The 17,668-nt window shown below is 68.0% G+C and carries 20 protein-coding genes; 8 read left to right on the top strand and 12 right to left on the bottom strand.

Going from position 1 to position 17,668, the window contains the following annotated elements; translation table 11 throughout:
* Positions 1-18 precede the first annotated feature (18 nt).
* Entirely contained in the window at positions 19-780 is a 762-nt protein-coding gene (locus tag ACVCMI_RS15635) for a class I SAM-dependent methyltransferase (protein WP_447098194.1), read from the top strand.
* 14 nt (positions 781-794) lie between these two features.
* The gene (locus ACVCMI_RS15630; RefSeq protein WP_447098195.1) at positions 795-1,148 is read left to right on the top strand and encodes a hypothetical protein; all 354 of its coding nucleotides are present in this window, start codon (positions 795-797) and stop codon (positions 1,146-1,148) included.
* Here ACVCMI_RS15630 and ACVCMI_RS15625 read toward each other — a convergent pair.
* A complete protein-coding gene (locus tag ACVCMI_RS15625) occupies positions 1,127-2,500 on the bottom strand; it encodes a cytochrome C (RefSeq protein ID WP_447110612.1) in 1,374 nt (457 codons plus the stop codon). The genes ACVCMI_RS15630 and ACVCMI_RS15625 overlap by 22 nt on opposite strands.
* 156 nt (positions 2,501-2,656) lie before the next feature.
* A complete protein-coding gene (locus tag ACVCMI_RS15620; protein WP_447098197.1) occupies positions 2,657-2,902 on the bottom strand; it encodes a hypothetical protein in 246 nt (81 codons plus the stop codon).
* Positions 2,903-2,926: 24 nt separating this feature from the next.
* Here ACVCMI_RS15620 and ACVCMI_RS15615 point away from each other — a divergent pair, with 24 nt between their 5' ends.
* The 5 genes from ACVCMI_RS15615 to ACVCMI_RS15595 all read left to right on the top strand — a co-directional run bounded on the left by ACVCMI_RS15615 (position 2,927) and on the right by ACVCMI_RS15595 (position 7,468).
* Positions 2,927-3,712, top strand: coding sequence for an ABC transporter substrate-binding protein (locus ACVCMI_RS15615; protein ID WP_447098198.1), 786 nt, complete (start codon positions 2,927-2,929; stop codon positions 3,710-3,712).
* Positions 3,713-3,798: 86 nt separating this feature from the next.
* Complete coding sequence (gene creD, locus ACVCMI_RS15610; RefSeq protein ID WP_447098199.1) at positions 3,799-5,145, top strand: cell envelope integrity protein CreD; 1,347 nt, start codon at positions 3,799-3,801, stop codon at positions 5,143-5,145.
* A complete protein-coding gene (gene tsaB / locus ACVCMI_RS15605; protein WP_447098200.1) occupies positions 5,142-5,834 on the top strand; it encodes a tRNA (adenosine(37)-N6)-threonylcarbamoyltransferase complex dimerization subunit type 1 TsaB in 693 nt (230 codons plus the stop codon). Before creD ends, tsaB begins: the two co-directional genes overlap by 4 nt.
* A gap of 207 nt (positions 5,835-6,041) precedes the next feature.
* On the top strand, positions 6,042-6,809 hold the full coding sequence (locus tag ACVCMI_RS15600; protein WP_447098201.1) for a hypothetical protein: 768 nt from the start codon (positions 6,042-6,044) through the stop codon (positions 6,807-6,809).
* A gap of 245 nt (positions 6,810-7,054) precedes the next feature.
* Positions 7,055-7,468 carry a DoxX family protein gene (locus tag ACVCMI_RS15595; protein ID WP_395120044.1) on the top strand — a complete coding sequence of 138 codons (414 nt, stop codon included), beginning with the start codon at positions 7,055-7,057 and terminating at the stop codon, positions 7,466-7,468.
* A 111-nt stretch (positions 7,469-7,579) separates the two neighbouring features.
* Here the strand turns inward: ACVCMI_RS15595 and ACVCMI_RS15590 are convergent, their stop codons facing one another.
* Positions 7,580-8,617: a YeiH family protein gene (locus ACVCMI_RS15590; protein ID WP_447098202.1), complete on the bottom strand. Its 1,038-nt coding sequence runs from the start codon at positions 8,615-8,617 to the stop codon at positions 7,580-7,582.
* An 87-nt stretch (positions 8,618-8,704) separates the two neighbouring features.
* Here ACVCMI_RS15590 and ACVCMI_RS15585 point away from each other — a divergent pair, with 87 nt between their 5' ends.
* Positions 8,705-9,580 carry a LysR family transcriptional regulator gene (locus tag ACVCMI_RS15585; protein WP_447098203.1) on the top strand — a complete coding sequence of 292 codons (876 nt, stop codon included), beginning with the start codon at positions 8,705-8,707 and terminating at the stop codon, positions 9,578-9,580.
* A 156-nt stretch (positions 9,581-9,736) separates the two neighbouring features.
* Here the strand turns inward: ACVCMI_RS15585 and ACVCMI_RS15580 are convergent, their stop codons facing one another.
* The 9 genes from ACVCMI_RS15580 to lptB form a co-directional block, all read right to left on the bottom strand.
* Positions 9,737-10,306, bottom strand: a complete 570-nt coding sequence (locus tag ACVCMI_RS15580; RefSeq protein WP_447098204.1) for a hypothetical protein — start codon at positions 10,304-10,306, stop codon at positions 9,737-9,739.
* A gap of 7 nt (positions 10,307-10,313) precedes the next feature.
* A complete protein-coding gene (gene ptsP, locus ACVCMI_RS15575; RefSeq protein ID WP_447098205.1) occupies positions 10,314-12,059 on the bottom strand; it encodes a phosphoenolpyruvate--protein phosphotransferase in 1,746 nt (581 codons plus the stop codon).
* Positions 12,060-12,209: 150 nt separating this feature from the next.
* Positions 12,210-12,479, bottom strand: a complete 270-nt coding sequence (locus tag ACVCMI_RS15570; RefSeq protein ID WP_447098206.1) for an HPr family phosphocarrier protein — start codon at positions 12,477-12,479, stop codon at positions 12,210-12,212.
* An 8-nt stretch (positions 12,480-12,487) separates the two neighbouring features.
* Positions 12,488-12,880, bottom strand: coding sequence for a PTS sugar transporter subunit IIA (locus tag ACVCMI_RS15565; RefSeq protein WP_395120033.1), 393 nt, complete (start codon positions 12,878-12,880; stop codon positions 12,488-12,490).
* 34 nt (positions 12,881-12,914) lie between these two features.
* Positions 12,915-13,817 (bottom strand): RNase adapter RapZ, encoded by a 903-nt coding sequence (rapZ, locus tag ACVCMI_RS15560; RefSeq protein ID WP_447098207.1) that lies wholly within the window; start codon positions 13,815-13,817, stop codon positions 12,915-12,917.
* A 4-nt stretch (positions 13,818-13,821) separates the two neighbouring features.
* Complete coding sequence (gene hprK / locus ACVCMI_RS15555) at positions 13,822-14,772, bottom strand: HPr(Ser) kinase/phosphatase (RefSeq protein ID WP_395120031.1); 951 nt, start codon at positions 14,770-14,772, stop codon at positions 13,822-13,824.
* Positions 14,773-14,929: 157 nt separating this feature from the next.
* Positions 14,930-15,253: a ribosome hibernation-promoting factor, HPF/YfiA family gene (hpf, locus tag ACVCMI_RS15550; RefSeq protein ID WP_395120030.1), complete on the bottom strand. Its 324-nt coding sequence runs from the start codon at positions 15,251-15,253 to the stop codon at positions 14,930-14,932.
* 155 nt (positions 15,254-15,408) lie between these two features.
* Positions 15,409-16,866 carry an RNA polymerase factor sigma-54 gene (locus ACVCMI_RS15545; protein ID WP_447099530.1) on the bottom strand — a complete coding sequence of 486 codons (1,458 nt, stop codon included), beginning with the start codon at positions 16,864-16,866 and terminating at the stop codon, positions 15,409-15,411.
* Positions 16,867-16,945: 79 nt separating this feature from the next.
* A complete protein-coding gene (gene lptB, locus ACVCMI_RS15540) occupies positions 16,946-17,665 on the bottom strand; it encodes an LPS export ABC transporter ATP-binding protein (protein ID WP_395120029.1) in 720 nt (239 codons plus the stop codon).
* Positions 17,666-17,668 lie beyond the last annotated feature (3 nt).

Genomic DNA, 17,668 nt, shown 5'->3' with positions numbered 1-17,668 from the left:
CTAACCCGGAAGAAACGCATGTCCGTTGAACGAGGTGATCACGTCGCCAATTGGTTCCAGGCCGGTGGACAGAACTACGCCAGATTCCGCCCGGAGTACCCTCCGGCGCTGGCCGCCTTCCTGGCGCAGGCCGCGCCCGACACCCGCCTTGCCGTCGATGTCGGCTGTGGCAGCGGCCAGTTGACGGCGCAGCTCGGTGCGCACTTCGACGCTGTGCTCGGCCTCGATCCCAGCGTCGACCAGATCGCACACGCGCCAGTCAGCGAACGCGTGCGGTATGCCCAGGCCGCCGCCGAACACCTGCCCGTGCCCGATCGCAGCGCGAGCCTGGTGACTGCCGCGCAAGCCGCCCATTGGTTCGACCTCCCCGCGTTCCATGCCGAGGTCCGGCGCATCGCCCGGCCCGGCGCCCTGCTGGCGTTGGTCAGTTACGGCGTGCCGAAACTGGACGAGGAGCTGGATGCGTGCTTCCTGCGCTTCTACCGCGAGGGCATCGGCCGCTTCTGGCCGCCGGAACGGCAGCTGGTCGACCGCGGCTACGCGGACCTCGACTTTCCATTCGCGGAGTTCCCGCCGCCCGCGATGGCGATACGGAAAACGTGGTCGCTCGGCGAGCTCATGGGCTACATCGCGACCTGGTCGGCCGTGAAACATGCCGTGAAGGAAGGCCATGGCCAGCTGATCGAGCGTTTCTCGACGGAGCTGGCCGCGCGCTGGGGCGATCCGGAAACGCGACGGCCGGTGACCTGGCCCATCAACATGCGCACGGGGATCGTGTGAGCCTGTCTAAGGGGATGGAAACATCCAGCGGCTCCGGATGCGCCCGGAGCAGCGCGGGCATTGCCCGGCAGTTTTCCGTCACCGTCGCGGACATCACGTTCACCATCGCGGTTTCCGACATGGGCGTTCCCGCGTGCCCGCAGGAGCGCACCTTGTGCGCGATGCTCTTGCTCGTGACACCCCAACGCGAAGAGCGGTCGATCGTCTTCGGCGACCGAGTCACTTTTCTCTTGCGCGGCCAGGAGAACCGCAGCCAGAAGAGAAGGCCGCCCCGCTTGGCGCTTGCCGGACTCCTGTCCGGCAAGTCCGTGAGCCGGGGCCGGGTTTTTCGCCAGGGCCGACCTGCTCAGATCGCCAGCCAGACGTAGCAGTAGAGCGTGTTGTTGTCCCTGGCGTTGCGCGTTGCGCCGTCGACGCCGTGCACGCGCCCGCTGAAACGGTTGAACCAGGTGTATTCCAGGCCCAGCCGCACGTTGGCCCAGGGTTGATGCCACGAGCCGGACTGGTAGTCGAACTCGACGCTTTCGCCCTGGGTGTTCGGCGAGCCGTTGTTGCCGTAGAGCGTGACGTCCCTGCTGCCGTTGTCGACGAACGACGCCAGGGTCACGCCGTAGGTGTGGCGGTACCAGTAGCTGCCCTTGAGGTTGAGCGACTGCAGCGTGTCGTGCAGATGGTCCGATCCGCCATCGCCGTAGGTGGCATCCAGGCGCTGGCTCTCGTGGACGTACAGCCCGTCGACGGTGACGACGTGGTCGCCATTGGCGTACATGTAGCTGGAATCCACGCCGAAGTCGCGGAACCGGTCGGTCGGCCCGGGCAGCGCGACCGCGTCGCCGACCGCGTTCGGGCCAGCCAGTCCGCGGCGCATGTCCAGCATGAACCCGCCGAGGGAGAGGCTGCCGGTGGGCAGGTTCCACGTGTAGGCCACCCGCGTGTATGGCGTGACCCCGCTCAGGCGGCCGTCGTAGCCGGCATTGACGTGCCGCAGGAACGCCGGCGACAGCGAGCGGTAGCCGCCAGCCTCCAGGTACCACGCGCCGTCCAGTTGCACGTAGGCGCTGGCGCCGATCACCTGACCGCCCAGGCCGCCGAACAACATCGGCTGAGCCGGGGCGCCGGGCGCCAGATCCGCCGACATGTACGGGTACATCCACGCCGGCGCGGTGTTGAACACGTCGCTGACGGTGGGGTTGTTGTTGACCGAGATGCCCCAGATGCCGCTGTGTTTGCCATGGCTGAACATGCGCGCATAGCGCCAGTCCACGTTGTCCCAGCCGAGCAGGCCGCCGTTCTCGGAGTAGGTCGCCTGCGCGAAGACGCCGGTGTGCTCGCTCAACCGCCCGGCCAGAAACACCGACGCCTGCTGCAGCTCGGTGTTGTCGTTGGTGCCGAAGCCCTTGGCTGGAGCTTCCGCCTGGGCTTTCTGCGTGTGCGTGAACGACTCCACCAGCATCGCCGAAAGCGGCACGTCGGTCTGCTCGCCGACCTTCATGGTGTAGCCCATCAGCTTGAACTGGCGCCCGAACTGGGTCAGCTCCGGCCCGAAGCCGCCCACATGGCAGGCTACGCACGGTTGCTGCGTCTGCCGCGCGTACGAGGGCACCGCCGATGCCGGGGTGGGTATCCCCAGCCATGCGAGCGCGATCAGCGCGATCCAGCGCGGTGGTCGGGCGAAGGCAGTGAACCGGCTCGCAATGAGGCTGTTCCGGCAAGCGTTCATGACATGCTCCCCACGATTCCAGTGTGATGGCTGGATACGGGGGCAGTCTTTGCCGATCGGATGCCCGCGATATTGACGTCCATCAAACGCCGGCGATACGTCTCTCGCGTGCAAGGCCGCAGGCGCTTGAGCGGCCCGCGGAATATCACCGGGCCATCACGGGCGCACCCGATCGGCGGCCACCGGCGCAAGAAAAACATGCAGGAAATTGCGAATCGCCACGCGGGGACAGCGGCGCAAGATTCGCCCGCAGCGCACGTTCGGGCGATCGCTTCCGGCCGATGGCGGCATGACCTGCAGCGTGCTGTCGATGGATTCGTTCGCCTTCGGCCTGCCGGAAGCCAGCCCGGCCCGAGCAAGGCCGGCAGGCACGCCTTGGCTCGCAAGCAGGCATTGCGCCACACTGCGGCAGTTCCCGAGGCCGGCATGCCGATGCGCATCTTCTCCCACACCTGCTCCAACACCGAGATCGTCTGCGCGCTGGGCTGCGCCGACCAGCTGGTTGGCGTGGATGCCGATTCCGATTACCCGCCCGACGTGGTGGCGCGGTTGCCCAGTACCGGGCGCGATCTGGATCTGGACGTGGAGGCGGTGCAGGCGCTGGAACCGGATATGGTGCTGAGTTCGCTGACCGTGCCGGGGCACGAGCAGGTGGTCGCCGAGCTGCATGCGGCGGGGCTGGCCACCCTGGTGTGCGATCCGCAATCACTGGATGACGTGTACGACGACATCCGGCGCATCGCCGCCGCGTTGGGCGTGGTCGAACGCGGCGCCTCGCTGGTGGCGTCGATGCGTGCGGCGATGCCGGCGGCGGAGGTGCCCGGCGCGCGTCCGCGCGTGCTGGTGGAATGGTGGCCCAAGCCGGTGATCGCGGTGGCCCGGCAGTCGTGGGTGAACGACATCATCCACCTTGCCGGCGGCATCAACCCGTGGGGCGAGGTGGATGCCCGCAGCGTGCCGCTGCACTATGCCGACGCGGCGGCCGAGCGCCCCGACATCGTGGTGATGAGCTGGTGCGGCGTGAAGGTGGAGAACTACCGCGCCGACAAGGTGCGCGGGCGCCCGGACTGGGCCGAGGTGCCGGCAGTGCAGCACGACCGCATCCATGCGATCAGCGAGGCCTACCTTGGCCGGCCCGGTCCACGGCTGGTCGAGGGCTATCGGCAGTTGCGCGCCGCCATCGTGGCTGCCGGCTCCCCCGCGATGCCATGACTCGGCCCGCATCCCGCCCGCCGTCGCCCGCTGCAAGGCCGCCCGCACTGGTGTGATCGACGCTCCGCCAACGGGGAGCGAATGCGATGGGCAAGTGGACACAGACAGTGACCGCCAAGGTGCTGGGGGTCGGGTTGCTGGCGTTGCTGATGACGATACCGCTGCTGCAAGTGCGTGGCCTGGTCAGTGAGCGCCAGCAGCTGCGCACGACGGCGATCACGCAGATCGCGCAGGGTTGGGGCGGCAAGCAGGTGCTGGGCGGGCCGCTGCTGGTGGTGCCGACGCTGCGCGAGGTGACGCCGGCGGGTGCCACCACGCCGCAGTGGCAGGCCGGCAGCGAAAGCATCCTGGCCGACACGCTGGCGATGGACGTGGCGATGAGCGTGGACACACGCAGCTACGGCATCTACAGCGCGCCGGTGTACGTGGCCACGGTGAAGCTGGCTGCGCAGTTCCGCGCGCAGGATCTGGCCCAGTTCCGCCGCGCCAGCGATGCGCCGTGGCGGGCCGGCAAGGCCGAGCTGCGGTTGGCGCTGGCCGACCTGCGCGGCCTGCAGGAAGTGAGCGAGCTGCGCATCAACGGCCAGCCGGCACGCTTCGAATCCTCCGCCGAGCGGCTCGGCCCGTGGCCGAACGTGGTGGTGCCGATCGACCTGGATGCGCTGGGCGCCCAGCCGGTCGACGTGCAGATCACCTTGAAGCTCGCCGGCACCGAGGCGTTGCAATGGCTGCCGCTGGCGCGCAGCACCGACGTCAAGATGCACGCGCCGTGGAACGATCCCAGCTTCATCGGCGCGGCGCTGCCGCTGGAACACAGGATCGACGCCACCGGATTCAGCGCACGCTGGCATCTGCTCGACCTCAACCGCAGCTACGGCCAGCACTGGACCGATCGCGAGGACATCGACGCGGCGCTGGCGGCGTCGAGCTTCGGCGTGCAGCTGTACCAGCCGGTGGACGTGTACCAGCGCAACGTGCGTGCGGGGAAGTACGGGCTGCTGTTCATCGCGCTGACCTTCGTGGCGTTCTTCTTGTTCGAGGTGCTGAAGAAGCTGCGCGTGCATCCGGTGCAATACCTGCTGGTCGGCGCGGCGCTGGCCACGTTCTACGTGGTGTTGCTGGCGTTGTCCGAGCAGATCGGGTTCGGCCCGGCCTACGCCCTGGCCGCCACGGCGGTGGTGCTGCTGGTGGGCGGCTATGCGATGGCGGTGCTGCGCGCGCGGCGCGCGGGCGCGCTGCTCGGCGGCGTGCTCGGCCTGATCTACGCGATGCTGTACGGGTTGATCGCCGCCGAGCAGTACGCGCTGCTGGTCGGCGCGCTGGTGCTGCTGGCGGTGGTCGGCCTGATGATGTTCCTGACCCGACGCATCGACTGGTATGCCTGCGGCCCTGCGTCGGGCGAACCGCCAGCCGCTATCATGGAGCGATCATGAACCTGCTTGCGATCGAAACCGCCACCGAAGCCTGCTCCGTCGCCCTGATCCACGGCGAGGAACTGATCGCCCGCAGCGAAATCGCGCCGCGCCGGCATACCGACCTGGTGCTGCCGATGGCTGACGCGCTGCTGGCCGAAGCCGGTATCGGCCGCCACGCACTGGACGCGATCGCGGTGGGCCGCGGCCCCGGCGCGTTCACCGGCGTGCGCCTGGCCGTGTCGCTGGCGCAGGGCATGGCCCTCGCGCTGGATCTCCCGGTAGTCACCATTTCCTCGCTGGCCGCGCTGGCGCTGGAGGCGCCGGAAGAGGAGGGCAGCGCGATCCTCGCCGTGATCGATGCGCGCATGGGCGAGATCTACGCCGCCAGCTATCGCCGCGACGGCAGCGGTGGCCTGCTCGCGCTGGACGAGGAACGCATCTGCACCGCCGACACGCTGGTGTTGCCGGAAGCCACCAGCTGGCAGGTGGTCGGCACGGGCTGGGCGACCTACGCCACCGCGATCAGCCAGCGCCTCAGCGGCACCCTGCATTCCGCCGACGGGCTGCGTTATCCGCAGGCGGCGCATGTCGCCGAGCTGGCGCTGCGCGAGTTCCAAGCCGGCCATGTGCTGGCTCCGGAACAGGCCTTGCCGGTGTACCTGCGCGACAAGGTGGCGCTGACCCTGGTGGAGCAGGGGCGGGGGTAAGCCTCCCGCGGCGAGCATCGCCGCGTAGCATGTTCCGCGCCAGCAACGCTCGGCGAGGAACCCGTTTCCCGGAATTTATTTTCTGCCGCGCGCCCGCCGGCGGCCAGGTGGCGCGCGCATACTCGCGCGGTTGGGCCGCCGCCACAGGCGTGGCGGGGGAGACCCGACACCATGCGGGCAGGGTTTTCGACCCTGCGGGGAGGACTCATGAAAGGCATTGCACTGAGTGTGTTGTCTGCGGGTTTGCTGTTGGCCATGGGCGGCGCAGCCGCGGCGGACGCGCCCGCGAAAGTCTCGCGCATCTACACCGACACCGTGGCACCGGCGAGCCAGCAGGCGTATCTCGCCGGCATCAAGAGCTACAACAAGTGCCTGGCCGAGCACGGCTTCAAGTACGCCTGGACGGCACTGACCCATGAGACCGGCGACGTCTACGCCTATTCGTATGTCACCGACCCCGTCAGCTGGGCGGATTTCGACGTGATGCGCACGCAGGGCAAGGCCTGCGACGCGACCTTCCAGCAGGAGGTGAATCCGCACCTCAAGGGCGAGATCAGCGTCTTCATCCAGGAGGAGGCCGAGATGAGCCACAGCGCATCGAAAGGCATGTCAGGCGACCTCATGGAGATCACCTACTTCAAGCTGAAGTCCGGCTACGGCAAGGGCAAGGCGTTCACCGATGCAGTGAAGAAGATCACCGCGGCCGCCGCAAAATCGAAATGGGCCTACTCCTACCGTTTCGTGCGGGTCATGGACGGCGGCGCCGACGCGCCCGACTTCATGGTGGTGAGCTATTCGCCCAGTTGGGCGGAGCTGGGTGCCGACGCCAATCCCAGCCTGTGGAAGATGGTCGAAAGCGTGTACGGCAAGGACGGCGCCACCGACCTGCGCAAGACGCTCGGCGACACGATCGAACAGGAATCGTCGCACATCGACCGCCGCGACGCGGAGCTGACCTACAACCCTGCCCGCTGATGGGGCGCATGACGCCCGGGCCGCTTTCCCCGCGCGGGAAAGCGGCCCGGAACATCGCCGCGGAGCCACGCATGGTCGTCCCGGCACCGGTGTACACCTCGATCGAATGGCGTAGGATGACCGCGAGGGGCCTCGCCGGGCATCGCGTGGATGGCGTCCACGCATGCGCCACGGTGCGGCGGCGAGCCTGGTCCGCAGCGCGAAGGTGCGCTGCGCTGATGACGCCGACGGCGAGGGAGGAAACCATGCGCTACGACCTGTTCGCGAATCGCAAAGACGAGCTGATCCTGCTGGCCCGCATCCTGCTCATGGTGCTGTTCGTGAAGTTCGGGCTGGACAAGCTCACCGGCTTCACCGCCACCGTCACCTACATGACCTCCACCGGCATGCCGCTACCGGGGCTGCTGACCCTGATCGCGGTGCTGATGGAGTTCGTCGTGGGCATCCTGATCGTGCTCGGCTTCTACACCCGGCCGCTGGCACTCGCGCTCGCCCTCTACACCCTGGCCGCGGCGCTGATCGGCCACCGCTACTGGAACATGGAAGGCATGGCCCACTACCTGAGCATGATCAGCTTCTACAAGAACATCAGCATCGTCGGCGGCCTGATCCTGCTGAGCATCACCGGGCCGGGCAAGTACTCGCTGGACAAGCGCTGAGCCCGGTTCCTCAAGCTAAGGGGTGGCCTCGACCTGCAACGCCGCCGGCCGCCCGCGGGACCGTAGGAGCCCGCTCGCGGGCGATCCCTTTCAGCGAATCCCGAAAAACCGCTAGAGCCGCCCGATCAGCAACTGCACCAGCAGACTGCTGACCGCCACCGCGATCCACACGCCCAGCCCCAGCAGGATCGGCCGCGCGCCGCTGGAAACCATCTTGCGCAGGTTGGCGGAGAGCCCGATCGCGGTGAGCGCCACGATGATCATGAACTCGGCCAGCATGTGCAGCGCCGGCTGGATCGCGACCGGCACCAGGCCCAGCGTGCGGATGCCCGAGGCCACCACGAACCACAGGATGAACCACGGGAAGATGCGCGCCAGGCTGAAGCCGACGCTGTCGCCGGCCTGCGCGTGCTGGCGCTTCTCGCGCGCCGCCACCACGAAGGCGAGCACCAGGCAGATCGGGATGATCAGCGTGGCGCGGGTCAGCTTGACGATGGTGGCGTAGTCGCCGGCGGCATGGCTGTAGCTGTAGCCGGCGGCCACCACCGACGAGGTGTCGTTGATCGCCGTGCCGGCCCACAGGCCGAAGCCCAGATCCGACAGGTTCAGCAGGTGGCCGAGCAGCGGAAACAGCAGCACCGCGATCACGTTGAACAGGAAGATGGTGGAGATCGCGAACGCGGTGTCGTGGTCGTCCGGCTTGATGATCGGGGTCACCGCCGCGATCGCCGAGCCGCCGCAGATCGCCGTGCCCACGCCGATCAGGATCTTCAGCTTGTCGTGCACGCCCAGCCAGCGCCCCAGTGCCCAGGCGCTGAGGAAGGCCATGCTCATGGTGATCAGGGTCACCCACAGCGATTCCAGCCCTGTCTTCGCCACCTGGGTCAGGCTGAGCCCGAAGCCCAGCGCGATGATCGACCACTGCAGCACCTGCTTGCCGCCGAACTGGATGCCCGGGGTGAAGCGCGCGCCAGGCGCAAACACGTTGCGCACGATGATCCCCAGCACGATGCCGAACACCGGCCCGCCGATCAGCGGCACCCAGCGTCCCAGCAGCAGCGCCAGCACGCCGATCGCCACGGCCAGCGCGAGGCCGGGCGCGCGGCTGCGCAGGGAGGGTCGGGGGACGGCAGCGGTCGAGGCGTTCATCAGGGACTCCGCGGGAAGCCGCCATTGTCGACCCGGCCATCCATCAATAGAACTTTGAACTTCTGATTCCGTGTATAAGATGCCTTGATGGTCAACATCAGCCCGCGCCAACTGGATGTGTTCGTGCAGGTCGCCGTGCTGGGCAGCGTGCGCGCGGCGGCCGAACGGCTGCACCTGACCCAGCCCGCGGCCAGCATGGCGCTGGCCGAGATGGAGCGCCAACTCGACGCGCCGGTGTTCGATCGCCAGCGCGGCCGATTGCACCTCAACGCGCGCGGGCGCGAGCTGCTGCCGCTGGCGCAGGAACTGCTGGAGCGCCACGCCGAGTTCGGCCGCCGCGCGCGCGTCGAGGGCGCCGCGCTGGCTGGCGAGCTGCGCATCGGCGCCAGCAACACGGTGGGCAACTATCGCGTCGGCGAATTGCTGGGCGCCTTCGTGCGCGCGAACCCGCAGGTGGCGATCCGCCTGCGCGTGGCCAACACCGAGACGATTGCCGCCGCCATGCTCGACCATGGCCTGGACATCGGTTGCGTCGAAGGCCCGGTGACCCACCCGCAACTAGAAGTGCGGCCGTGGCGCGACGACCTGCTGGTGGTCTGCGCGCCGCCGGACCATCCGCTGGCGCGCAAGCGCAGCCTGAAACCGGCCGATTTCGCCGGCGCGCGCTGGGTGCTGCGCGAACCCGGCTCGGCCACCCGCGCCACCAGCGAACGCGTGCTCTCGCAACTGCCGCCCGGCGAAACCGTGCTGGAACTCGACCAGATCGAGGCGATCAAGCAGGTCGTGGTCGCCGGCCTCGGCATCGCCTGCCTCCCCGCCGTGGCGATCACCGACGCCGTCGCCGCCGGTCACCTCAAGGCCCTGCGCACCCCCTTCCTCGACCTGCGCCGCAAACTCTCCCTGCTCCTGCACCGGCAGAAATATCGCGGCGCGTTGCTGGATGCGTTCCTGGAGAAGCTGTAGAGGAGATGCTGCCCGCTGATTTCGGCTCTGGTCGTTGTCGTCGCGTAAGGGAGCAGGCGGGCGTTGCCCGGCCTAAGCCGGTCGTCGGGGTCTGTCGGAGTCAGGCATCGCCTGAATTAAGCCGAGCCGCGAAGCGGCTTCGGCTTGAACGAATTGTCAGGCCGGATACGCAAAAGTGGTTGCATGTGATTGGCCCAAAACATCTCCGTAAAGCACCCACTCCGATTGATCAGGTGCGGTTGCGAAAATAAACCACAGGGCACCAATGCGGAGCGGTGGGATCTTCAGGTCCTGCGGTACGAACGATCCTTGGCGGTTCAGGAAAACGCCAACCGTTAGCGAGCTGGAGGAGTACTTTGCCAGCCCATCCACGATGTCCTGAACCGTGGCGGTGGCATTGAGGGATTCTGGGGCAAGTTCCTTGAGTTGAACCGGAGCGAAGTGTCTTACCTCTTGCTCTTGCCACGTTGCAATGAAGTCGTAGTCGGATGCTTCGATAGGGCAGAAGCGAACCGGAAGGCCGAGGTTATGCGACATGCCTAGGCTAAACAGCGCAGCTTGACGATACTCACGCGGCCCCTTGAGATCGTTCGTGCGTAGATGCCGCACTTGTGGAGAAACATCCAAGCTGACGGCTGAGAGTTCGATTTCGCGGAGCTCCCGAAGCGCGACCTCGGGATCGCGGTAGGCGAGTTTTTTTGCTTGGTTTAGCGACGCACGATCCATATACGGCCTAACAGGGCGCAGCGTTCGCGAGGATGGCGTTCAACGTCGCCGCCACCTGCTCGTGGGTATGCGCGCGCAGCAGCTTTGCGGCATGGCGGCGCAGGTGGGCGCGGTCGAGCGCGGCGAGGCGGTCGCGGACCTGCAGGATCTGGCTTGGGTGCATGCTGAACTCGTTGAGGCCGAGCATCAGCAGCAGTGCGGTGAAGCTGATGTCGCCGGCGATCTCGCCGCACAGGCTCACCGGCTTCTTCGCGCGGCGGCCGGCGCCGATCACGTGCGAGAGCAGGCGCAGCAGGGCCGGTTGCAGCGGGGTGTAGATGTTGTCCAGCGCATCGTTGCCGCGGTCGGCGGCGAGCACGTATTGGGCCAGGTCGTTGGTGCCGATGGCGAGGAAGTCGCTGTGTTCCAGCAGCGCGCGCACGTTGATCGCCGCGGCGGGCACTTCGATCATGGCGCCCAGCGGCAGTTTCTCCGGCAGGTCGATGTTCTCGCGCTTGAGCTCCTGCCGCGCCAGCTTGAACAGGGTGCGCACGGCGATCAGCTCGTCCGGCTGGGTCACCATCGGCACCAGCACGCGCACCGGGCCGTAGCACGCGGCGCGCAGGATCGCGCGGATCTGGGTGGTGAACACGGCCGGGTAGCGCAACGACAGGCGCACGCCGCGCACGCCGAGCGCGGGGTTGTCCTCGCCGCGCAGCGTCAGTCCGGCGGCGTCGGCCTTGTCGGCGCCGAGATCCAGCGTGCGGATCGTCACCGGCAGGCCGCCCATGCCCATCACCAGGTCGCGATAGGCGATGAACTGTTCGTCCTCGGAGGGCAGCGCGCGCTTGCGCAGGAACAGGAACTCGGTGCGATAGAGGCCCACGCCGTCCGCGCCGCGGGCGCGTGCCATCGCCACGTCGGCGGGGGTTTCGGCATTGGCCAGCAGGGCGATCTCGACGCCGTCGCGGGTGCGCGTGGGCGCGTTGGCCAGCTTGGCCAGGCGGCGCCCTTCGTCGGCGGCTTGGCGCTGCCAGGCGCGGTAGCGCGACAGGTCCTGCGCGGTGGGATGCACCACCGTTTCGCCGCGCTCGGCGTCGAGCAGGATCAGGTCGTCGTCGTGGATGTCGGCCAGCGCGTCGCGCGTACCCACCAGCATCGGCAGGCCGAGGCTGCGCGCCAGGATCGCGCTGTGCGAGTAGGCGCTGCCGGAGCTGGCGACGACGCCGAGCAGCCCGGCGCCGGCCAGTTGCGCCATGTCGGCGGGGGCGATCGAGTCGGCGATCAGGATCTCGCCGACGCGGGCGGCCAGCTTGCGTTCCTCCGGGCTGGTCTGGCGCTGCAGCGCGGAGATCACCCGGTTGATCACCTGCTCGACGTCCTCCTTGCGGCTGCGCAGGTAGGGGTCGTCCATCGCCTCGAACACGGCGGCGAGGCGGTCACGTTGTTTTTTCAGCGCCGCGCCGGGTCGGTAGCGGCCGACCCGCACCAGGTCGTCCAGCCCGCGCAGCAGTTCGGCATCGTCCAGCAGCAGGCTGTGCGCGTCGATGAACTCGTTGACCTCGCGTGCCAGCGCGCCGTGCAGCTTGCCGCGCAACTCGCGCAGTTCCTGCCGCGCGGTTTCCAGCGCCCGGTGCAGCAGCTGCAATTGCTCCTCGACCTCGCCCTCGTCCAGTGGCCGGGTGTCGACGGCGTAGCGGCTCGGCTGCACCAGCCGCGCCCGTCCGAGCGCCATGCCGCGCGCCGCCAGCGTGCCGGGGAGGACGTGTCTCACGATTGGTCGCCTTGGGGGCCAATCGCGGGAATAGGGAATAGGGAATAGGGAATAGGCAAAGCAGAAAGCAAGGTGCTTGCGGGAAGCGGGGCGCTCGCGGGCACTCCGCTTCTTACCATTTCCGATTCCCTATTCCCGATTCCCTGCATCTCAGGCTCCCTCGTCGAACTTGCGCTCGAACAGCGCGATCACCGCCGCCAGAGCGGCTTCTTCGTCGGGGCCGTCGGCACGCACGGACAGCGGCGTGCCGATGCCGGCGGCGAGCATCATTACGCCCATGATGCTTTGTGCGTTGACCTCGCGGCCCTTGCTGACCAGCCAGACGGTGGATTTGAAGCCCTGCACCAGTTGCACCAGCTTGGCCGAGGCGCGGGCGTGCAGGCCGAGCTTGTTGGAGACGACGATTTCTTGTTCGAGCATGGGCAGTGTCAGGCGTGGTCGATGAAGATGCCGCCGCGACCGCCGCTGGCGGCGATTTCGGCCAGTTCGTCGAGCGGCTTCTCCGCGTAGTTGAGGACGCGCAGCAGCATCGGCAGGTTGAGCCCCGACACGCAGCGCAGGTGCACGCCGAGCGCGCCCAGCGACAGGCCGATGTTGCACGGGGTGGCGCCGTACAGGTCGGCCAGGATCAGCACGCCGCCGCCCTGGTCCAGCTCGCGCGCGTGGTGGGCGGTGAGCGAGCGCATGACCTCCGGGTCGGCCTCCGGCGGCACTTCCACCGCGGCCACCCGCAGCGGCAGCTGCGGCATCACGTGGCGCGCGGCGGAGATCAGCGCGTGGCCGACCGCCTCGTGGGTCATCAGCAGCACGCCGACGCTCATGGGGTTGGCCTCGCCGGGTGGCTCGCGCGCATCATCATTCGAGCTCGCGGTGGAAGGTGAGCACGCCTTCGCGCTGGCTGCGGTAGTGCGCGGCGAGCTTCTCCACCAGGTAGACCGAGCGGTGGCGTCCGCCGGTGCAGCCGATGGAGACGGTCAGGTAGCTGCGGTCGTCCTGTTCGAAGCGCGGAATCCAGCGGTCGAGCCAGCTCGCGGTGTCGGCGAAGTACTCGCCCACCATGGGCTCGGCGTCGAGGTATTCGCGCACCGGCGCGTCCTTGCCCGACAACGGCCGCAGATGCGGTTGCCAGTGCGGGTTGGGCAGGCAGCGCGCATCGAACACGAAATCCGCATCCAGTGGCAGTCCGCGCTTGAACGCGAACGACTGGAACATCAGGGTCAGTCCCTCGGTGGCCTGCGCGTAGCCGGTGGCGACCAGCCGGCGCAGCTGGTGCACGTTGAGGTCGCTGGAATCGATCACCTTCTCGGCGATCGCCATCAGCGGGCGCAGCAGGCGGCGCTCCTCGACGATCGCATCGGCGAGCGACACGCCGCGCAAGGCCAGCGGGTGGCGCCGGCGGGTTTCCGAGTAGCGCTTGATCAGCACCTCGTCGCGGCAGTCGAGGAAGATCAGGTGCGGCTCCACCCCGGAGGCGGCCAGCTCGGACAACACATGGGGCAGGTGGGCGAAGTCCTCGCCGCGATTGCGCACGTCCATGCCCACCGCGATGCGCCGGCGCCGGCTGCTGCGATCCTGCAGCACGGCCTGCACCAGGTGCGGCAGCAGGCTGCCGGGCAGGTTGTCGACGCAGTAGAACTCCAGATCCTCCAGCGCGCGCAGCGCCACCGTCTTGCCGCCGCCGGACAGGCCGGTGAGCACGATCAGGTGGATTCCCTCGCGGGCGTTGAAGGGGGTCAGCGGCGGCTCGTTCTCGTTCATGCGTTCACCACGGGGGCAGTCGGCGCAGCTGGTGCGCCTGGCGGTCGATGAAGGTCTGCGCCGGATCGATGCCCTTGCTCTTCAGCGCGTGGCTGCGCACCGCGGCTTCGACCAGCACCGCGATGTTGCGGCCGGACGCCACCGGGATGGTGATCATCGGCACCTGCACGTCGAGGATCGGGCGATGGCCGATGTCGCCGGTGAGGCGGGTGAGCGCATCGGCCTCCTCGCCGTCGCGCAGCGGCTTCAGGTGCACCACCAGGCGCAGGTACTTGGAAGTCTTCACCGACATGTGACCGAACATCTCGCGCACGTTGAGGACGCCCAGGCCGCGCACTTCGAGCAGGTCCTGCAGCAGCTCGGGGCAGGTGCCGTCGATCACGTCCGGCGCGATCAGGGTGAACTCGGTGGCGTCGTCGGCCACCAGCCGATGGCCGCGGCTGATCAGTTCCAGCGCCAGCTCGCTCTTGCCCGAGCCGGCCTCGCCGGTGATCAGCACGCCGATCGAGAACACTTCCAGAAAGACGCCGTGCAGCGTGGTCTTGGCCGCCAGCATGCGCGCCAGGTGATATTGCAGGTAGGTCAGCAACTCGTGGCCGCGCTTGGGGCTGATCCACAGCGGCATGTCGGTTTCCTCGGCGACCTCGCGCAGGTCGGCGGGAACGGATTGATCCTTGGTCACGATCAGGGCCACCGGCTGGTAGGCGGCGATCTTGTGCATCACTTCCCAGCGCTGGCGCGAGTCGAGCCCGTCGAGGTAGTTGAGCTCCTCCGAGCCGATGATCTGGATCTTGTTCGGGTAGATGATGTTGAGGTAGCCGATCAGCGACGGCCGCCGCGCCTGCGCCACGCCCGGCTCCAGCAGCCGCGATTCGCCGCGCATGCCCGACACCCAGCGCAGCGCCATGCGCTCGTGCACGCCGTCGTAGAGTTGTCGCGCGCTGATCCGATCCAAGCCTGCGGCCCTTGTGTCGCGTGATGGGCGACGTGGGCCGCCCGAACCGCCACCATTGTGCCAGCTTGCGGCTTGCACGGCGTGCAGAGGCAAGAACGGCCCGCCGGAGAACCGGCGAGCCGTGCTGCATGCGAATGGTCGAACCGACGCGGAGGGATCAGCCGTACTGGCGTTCCTCGCGCGCCTCGCGCTGATGCTTGTCGGCGACTTTCTCGCGGTACTTGCGCAACTGCGCGACCAGCTTGTCGAACAGCACGTCGATGGAGGCGTACATGTCCGCCTCGGTGGCTTCGGCGTGCAGGGTGCCGCCGACCACGCTCAGGGTGCCGTCGGCGCGCTGCTGGAGCTTGTCCAGCGAGAGCACGATCACGAGGCTTTTCAGCTTGTCGTCGAGGCGGGTGAGGCGGTCGAGCTTGGCGGTGGCGTGGTCGCGCAGCGCCGGGGTGACTTCAATCTGCTGGCCGCTGAGTTGGAATTGCATGGAGGCGCCTCCTCTGGTGGTGCAGTGCCGCGTTTCGCGGCGGGTGGACGTGCCGCGGTCGGCTCGACCTGGCACGCCTTTCAGTCATCTCGTCTACAAGACATGGGAACACTTTGGCGACAAGCAAGTTCCCGCCCGCGCCATGCCGCGACCGATCAGCCGGCGCGCTGGCGTTCGCTGGATGTGGGTATGCGCAGCCCCTCCCGGTATTTGGCCACGGTGCGGCGGGCGACCTGGATGCCCTTGGATTGCAATTCTTCGGCGATGGCCTGGTCGGACAGCGGCTTGCGCGGATTCTCCGCGTCGATGAGCTTGCGCAGCATGGCCTGGATCGCGGTGGCCGAGGCGCTGCCGCCATCCTCCGTGGAGACGCCGCTGGAAAAAAAATACTTCAGCTCGAAGGTGCCGCGCGGCGTGTGCAGGTATTTGCGCGTGGTGACCCGCGAGATTGTGGATTCGTGCATGCCCACCTCCTCGGCCACCTCGCGCAGCACCAGCGGATGCATCGCCTCCGGGCCGTAGTCGAGGAAGGCGCTTTGCCGGCGCACGATCGCCTCGGCCACCTTGAGCAGGGTTTCGGCGCGCGATTCCAGGCTCTTGATCAGCCAGCGCGCCTCCTGCAGCTGGCCGCGCATCCAGCTGGCATCCTCGCCGCGGGCCTTGGCGATCAGGCCGCAGTAGTGCTGGTTCAGGCCCAGCCGGGGCTGCGAATCGGGGTTGAGGCTGACCCGCCAGCGCATGCCGTCGCGGATCGCATAGGCGTCCGGCGCCACGTACTCGACCGGGGTGGCGTCCAGCGCCGCGCCGGGGCGCGGGTCCAGGCTGCGGATCAATACGGCGGCCTCGGCCACGTCGTCGGGCGTGGCGTGCAGGCGCCGCGCCAGTCGCACGATGTCGTTGCGCGCCAGCAATTCCAGCTCGCTGTCGACGATGCGCAGCGCCAGGCTGCGATGCGGGGTGTCGGGGTCGAATTGCTCCAGTTGCACGCGCAGGCAGTCGCGCAGGTCCAGGCTGCCGACGCCGGCCGGGTCGAAGCCCTGCAGCCGGCGACGCACCGCCTCCACTTCCTCCACGCTGGCGTCGAAGCCGGCTGGCAGCGCGGCGAGCACCGCTTCCATCCCCTCGGCCAGGTAGCCGGCGGGATTGAGCGCGTCGATCAGCACGGTGGCGATCAGGTGTTCGCGCGGGTTGAACGAGGCCAGGTTGAGCTGCCAGGTCAGGTGTTGCTGCAGGGTTTCCGGGGCGGCGTTCTGCGGCTCGAAATCCTCGTCGCCGCGCGAACCGCTGCCGTTGCCGGGACTGTTGCTGGAGAAGTCGATCGGCGACTCCGCCACGCCGCCGCCGTCGGCCCAGTCGATGGCGCCTTCATCGTTCTCGCTGTGGCTCTCGGGCGCCTTGTCGGCGAGCTGGAAATTGCTCTCGGCGTCGTCGAGACCTTCGGTTTCCTCGTCCTCGACCTCCTCGGCAAACTCCAGCAACGGGTTGCTCTCGGCGATCTGCCGCAGTTCGGCTTCCAGCTCCAGCTGCGACAGCTGCAACAGGCGGATCGCCTGCTGCAGTTGCGGCGTCAGGGTCAGTTGCTGGTGGAGGCGAAACTGTAATGCGGGTTTCATGCCAGCCAGGTCGAAGGAACGTGCGGCCATCCTAGCGCGTGGCCGGAGACGCGGCCAGCGCGGCCCGTCACGCCCTCGTTCAGAGCCGGAATTCGCGGCCCAGATAGACCTCGCGGACCTTTTCGTCGGCCAGGATGTGCGCCGGCGTGCCGCGCGAGAGCACCTCGCCCTCGTTCAGGATGTAGGCGCGGTCGCAGATGCCCAGGGTTTCGCGCACGTTGTGGTCGGTGATCAGCACGCCGATGCCGCGTTCCTTGAGGTGGCGCACGATGCGCTGGATCTCGCCCACGGAGATCGGGTCGACGCCGGCGAACGGTTCGTCCAGCAGCATGTAGCGCGGATTGGCCGCCAGCGCGCGGGCGATTTCCACGCGGCGCCGCTCGCCGCCGGACAGGCTGATGCCCTTCTGGCCGGCGATGTGGGCGATCTTCAGCTCGTCGAGCAGGCTTTCCAGCTCGCTGTCGCGCTGCTTCGAGGTCAACCCCTCGCGCAGTTCCAGCACCGCCATGATGTTGTCCGCCACGCTCAGCCGGCGGAACACCGACGCCTCCTGCGGCAGGTAGCCGATGCCAAGCTTGGCGCGTGCATGCATCGGCAGGCCGGTGATGTCGCGCTTGTCCAGGGTGATCGTGCCGGCATCGGCCTCGATCAGGCCGACCACCATGTAAAAGCAGGTGGTCTTGCCGGCGCCGTTGGGGCCGAGCAGGCCGACTACTTCGCCCTCGCGGATCGAGAACGCGAAATGGCGCACGACCTGGCGCGACTTGAAGCTTTTCTGCAGACCTTCGGCGGAGAGCATGGG

Source organism: Rhodanobacter sp. UC4448_H15 (assembly GCF_052978265.1).
The sequence above is the reverse complement of the archived record's forward strand: the minus strand, read 5'-3'. Positions and strand labels throughout refer to the sequence as shown.

Bases quoted from the DNA above. Each gene is read 5' to 3' on its own strand.
- ACVCMI_RS15635 (WP_447098194.1), top strand. From the start codon at position 19: ATGTCCGTTGAACGAGGTGATCACGTCGCCAATTGGTTCCAGGCCGGT.
- ACVCMI_RS15630 (WP_447098195.1), top strand. From the start codon at position 795: ATGGAAACATCCAGCGGCTCCGGATGCGCCCGGAGCAGCGCGGGCATT.
- ACVCMI_RS15625 (WP_447110612.1), bottom strand. From the start codon at position 2,500: ATGAACGCTTGCCGGAACAGCCTCATTGCGAGCCGGTTCACTGCCTTC.
- ACVCMI_RS15615 (WP_447098198.1), top strand. From the start codon at position 2,927: ATGCCGATGCGCATCTTCTCCCACACCTGCTCCAACACCGAGATCGTC.
- creD (WP_447098199.1), top strand. From the start codon at position 3,799: ATGGGCAAGTGGACACAGACAGTGACCGCCAAGGTGCTGGGGGTCGGG.
- tsaB (WP_447098200.1), top strand. From the start codon at position 5,142: ATGAACCTGCTTGCGATCGAAACCGCCACCGAAGCCTGCTCCGTCGCC.
- ACVCMI_RS15600 (WP_447098201.1), top strand. From the start codon at position 6,042: ATGAAAGGCATTGCACTGAGTGTGTTGTCTGCGGGTTTGCTGTTGGCC.
- ACVCMI_RS15595 (WP_395120044.1), top strand. From the start codon at position 7,055: ATGCGCTACGACCTGTTCGCGAATCGCAAAGACGAGCTGATCCTGCTG.
- ACVCMI_RS15590 (WP_447098202.1), bottom strand. From the start codon at position 8,617: ATGAACGCCTCGACCGCTGCCGTCCCCCGACCCTCCCTGCGCAGCCGC.
- ACVCMI_RS15585 (WP_447098203.1), top strand. From the start codon at position 8,705: ATGGTCAACATCAGCCCGCGCCAACTGGATGTGTTCGTGCAGGTCGCC.
- ACVCMI_RS15580 (WP_447098204.1), bottom strand. From the start codon at position 10,306: ATGGATCGTGCGTCGCTAAACCAAGCAAAAAAACTCGCCTACCGCGAT.
- ACVCMI_RS15570 (WP_447098206.1), bottom strand. From the start codon at position 12,479: ATGCTCGAACAAGAAATCGTCGTCTCCAACAAGCTCGGCCTGCACGCC.
- ACVCMI_RS15565 (WP_395120033.1), bottom strand. From the start codon at position 12,880: ATGAGCGTCGGCGTGCTGCTGATGACCCACGAGGCGGTCGGCCACGCG.
- rapZ (WP_447098207.1), bottom strand. From the start codon at position 13,817: ATGAACGAGAACGAGCCGCCGCTGACCCCCTTCAACGCCCGCGAGGGA.
- hpf (WP_395120030.1), bottom strand. From the start codon at position 15,253: ATGCAATTCCAACTCAGCGGCCAGCAGATTGAAGTCACCCCGGCGCTG.
- ACVCMI_RS15545 (WP_447099530.1), bottom strand. From the start codon at position 16,866: ATGAAACCCGCATTACAGTTTCGCCTCCACCAGCAACTGACCCTGACG.
- lptB (WP_395120029.1), bottom strand. From the start codon at position 17,665: ATGCTCTCCGCCGAAGGTCTGCAGAAAAGCTTCAAGTCGCGCCAGGTC.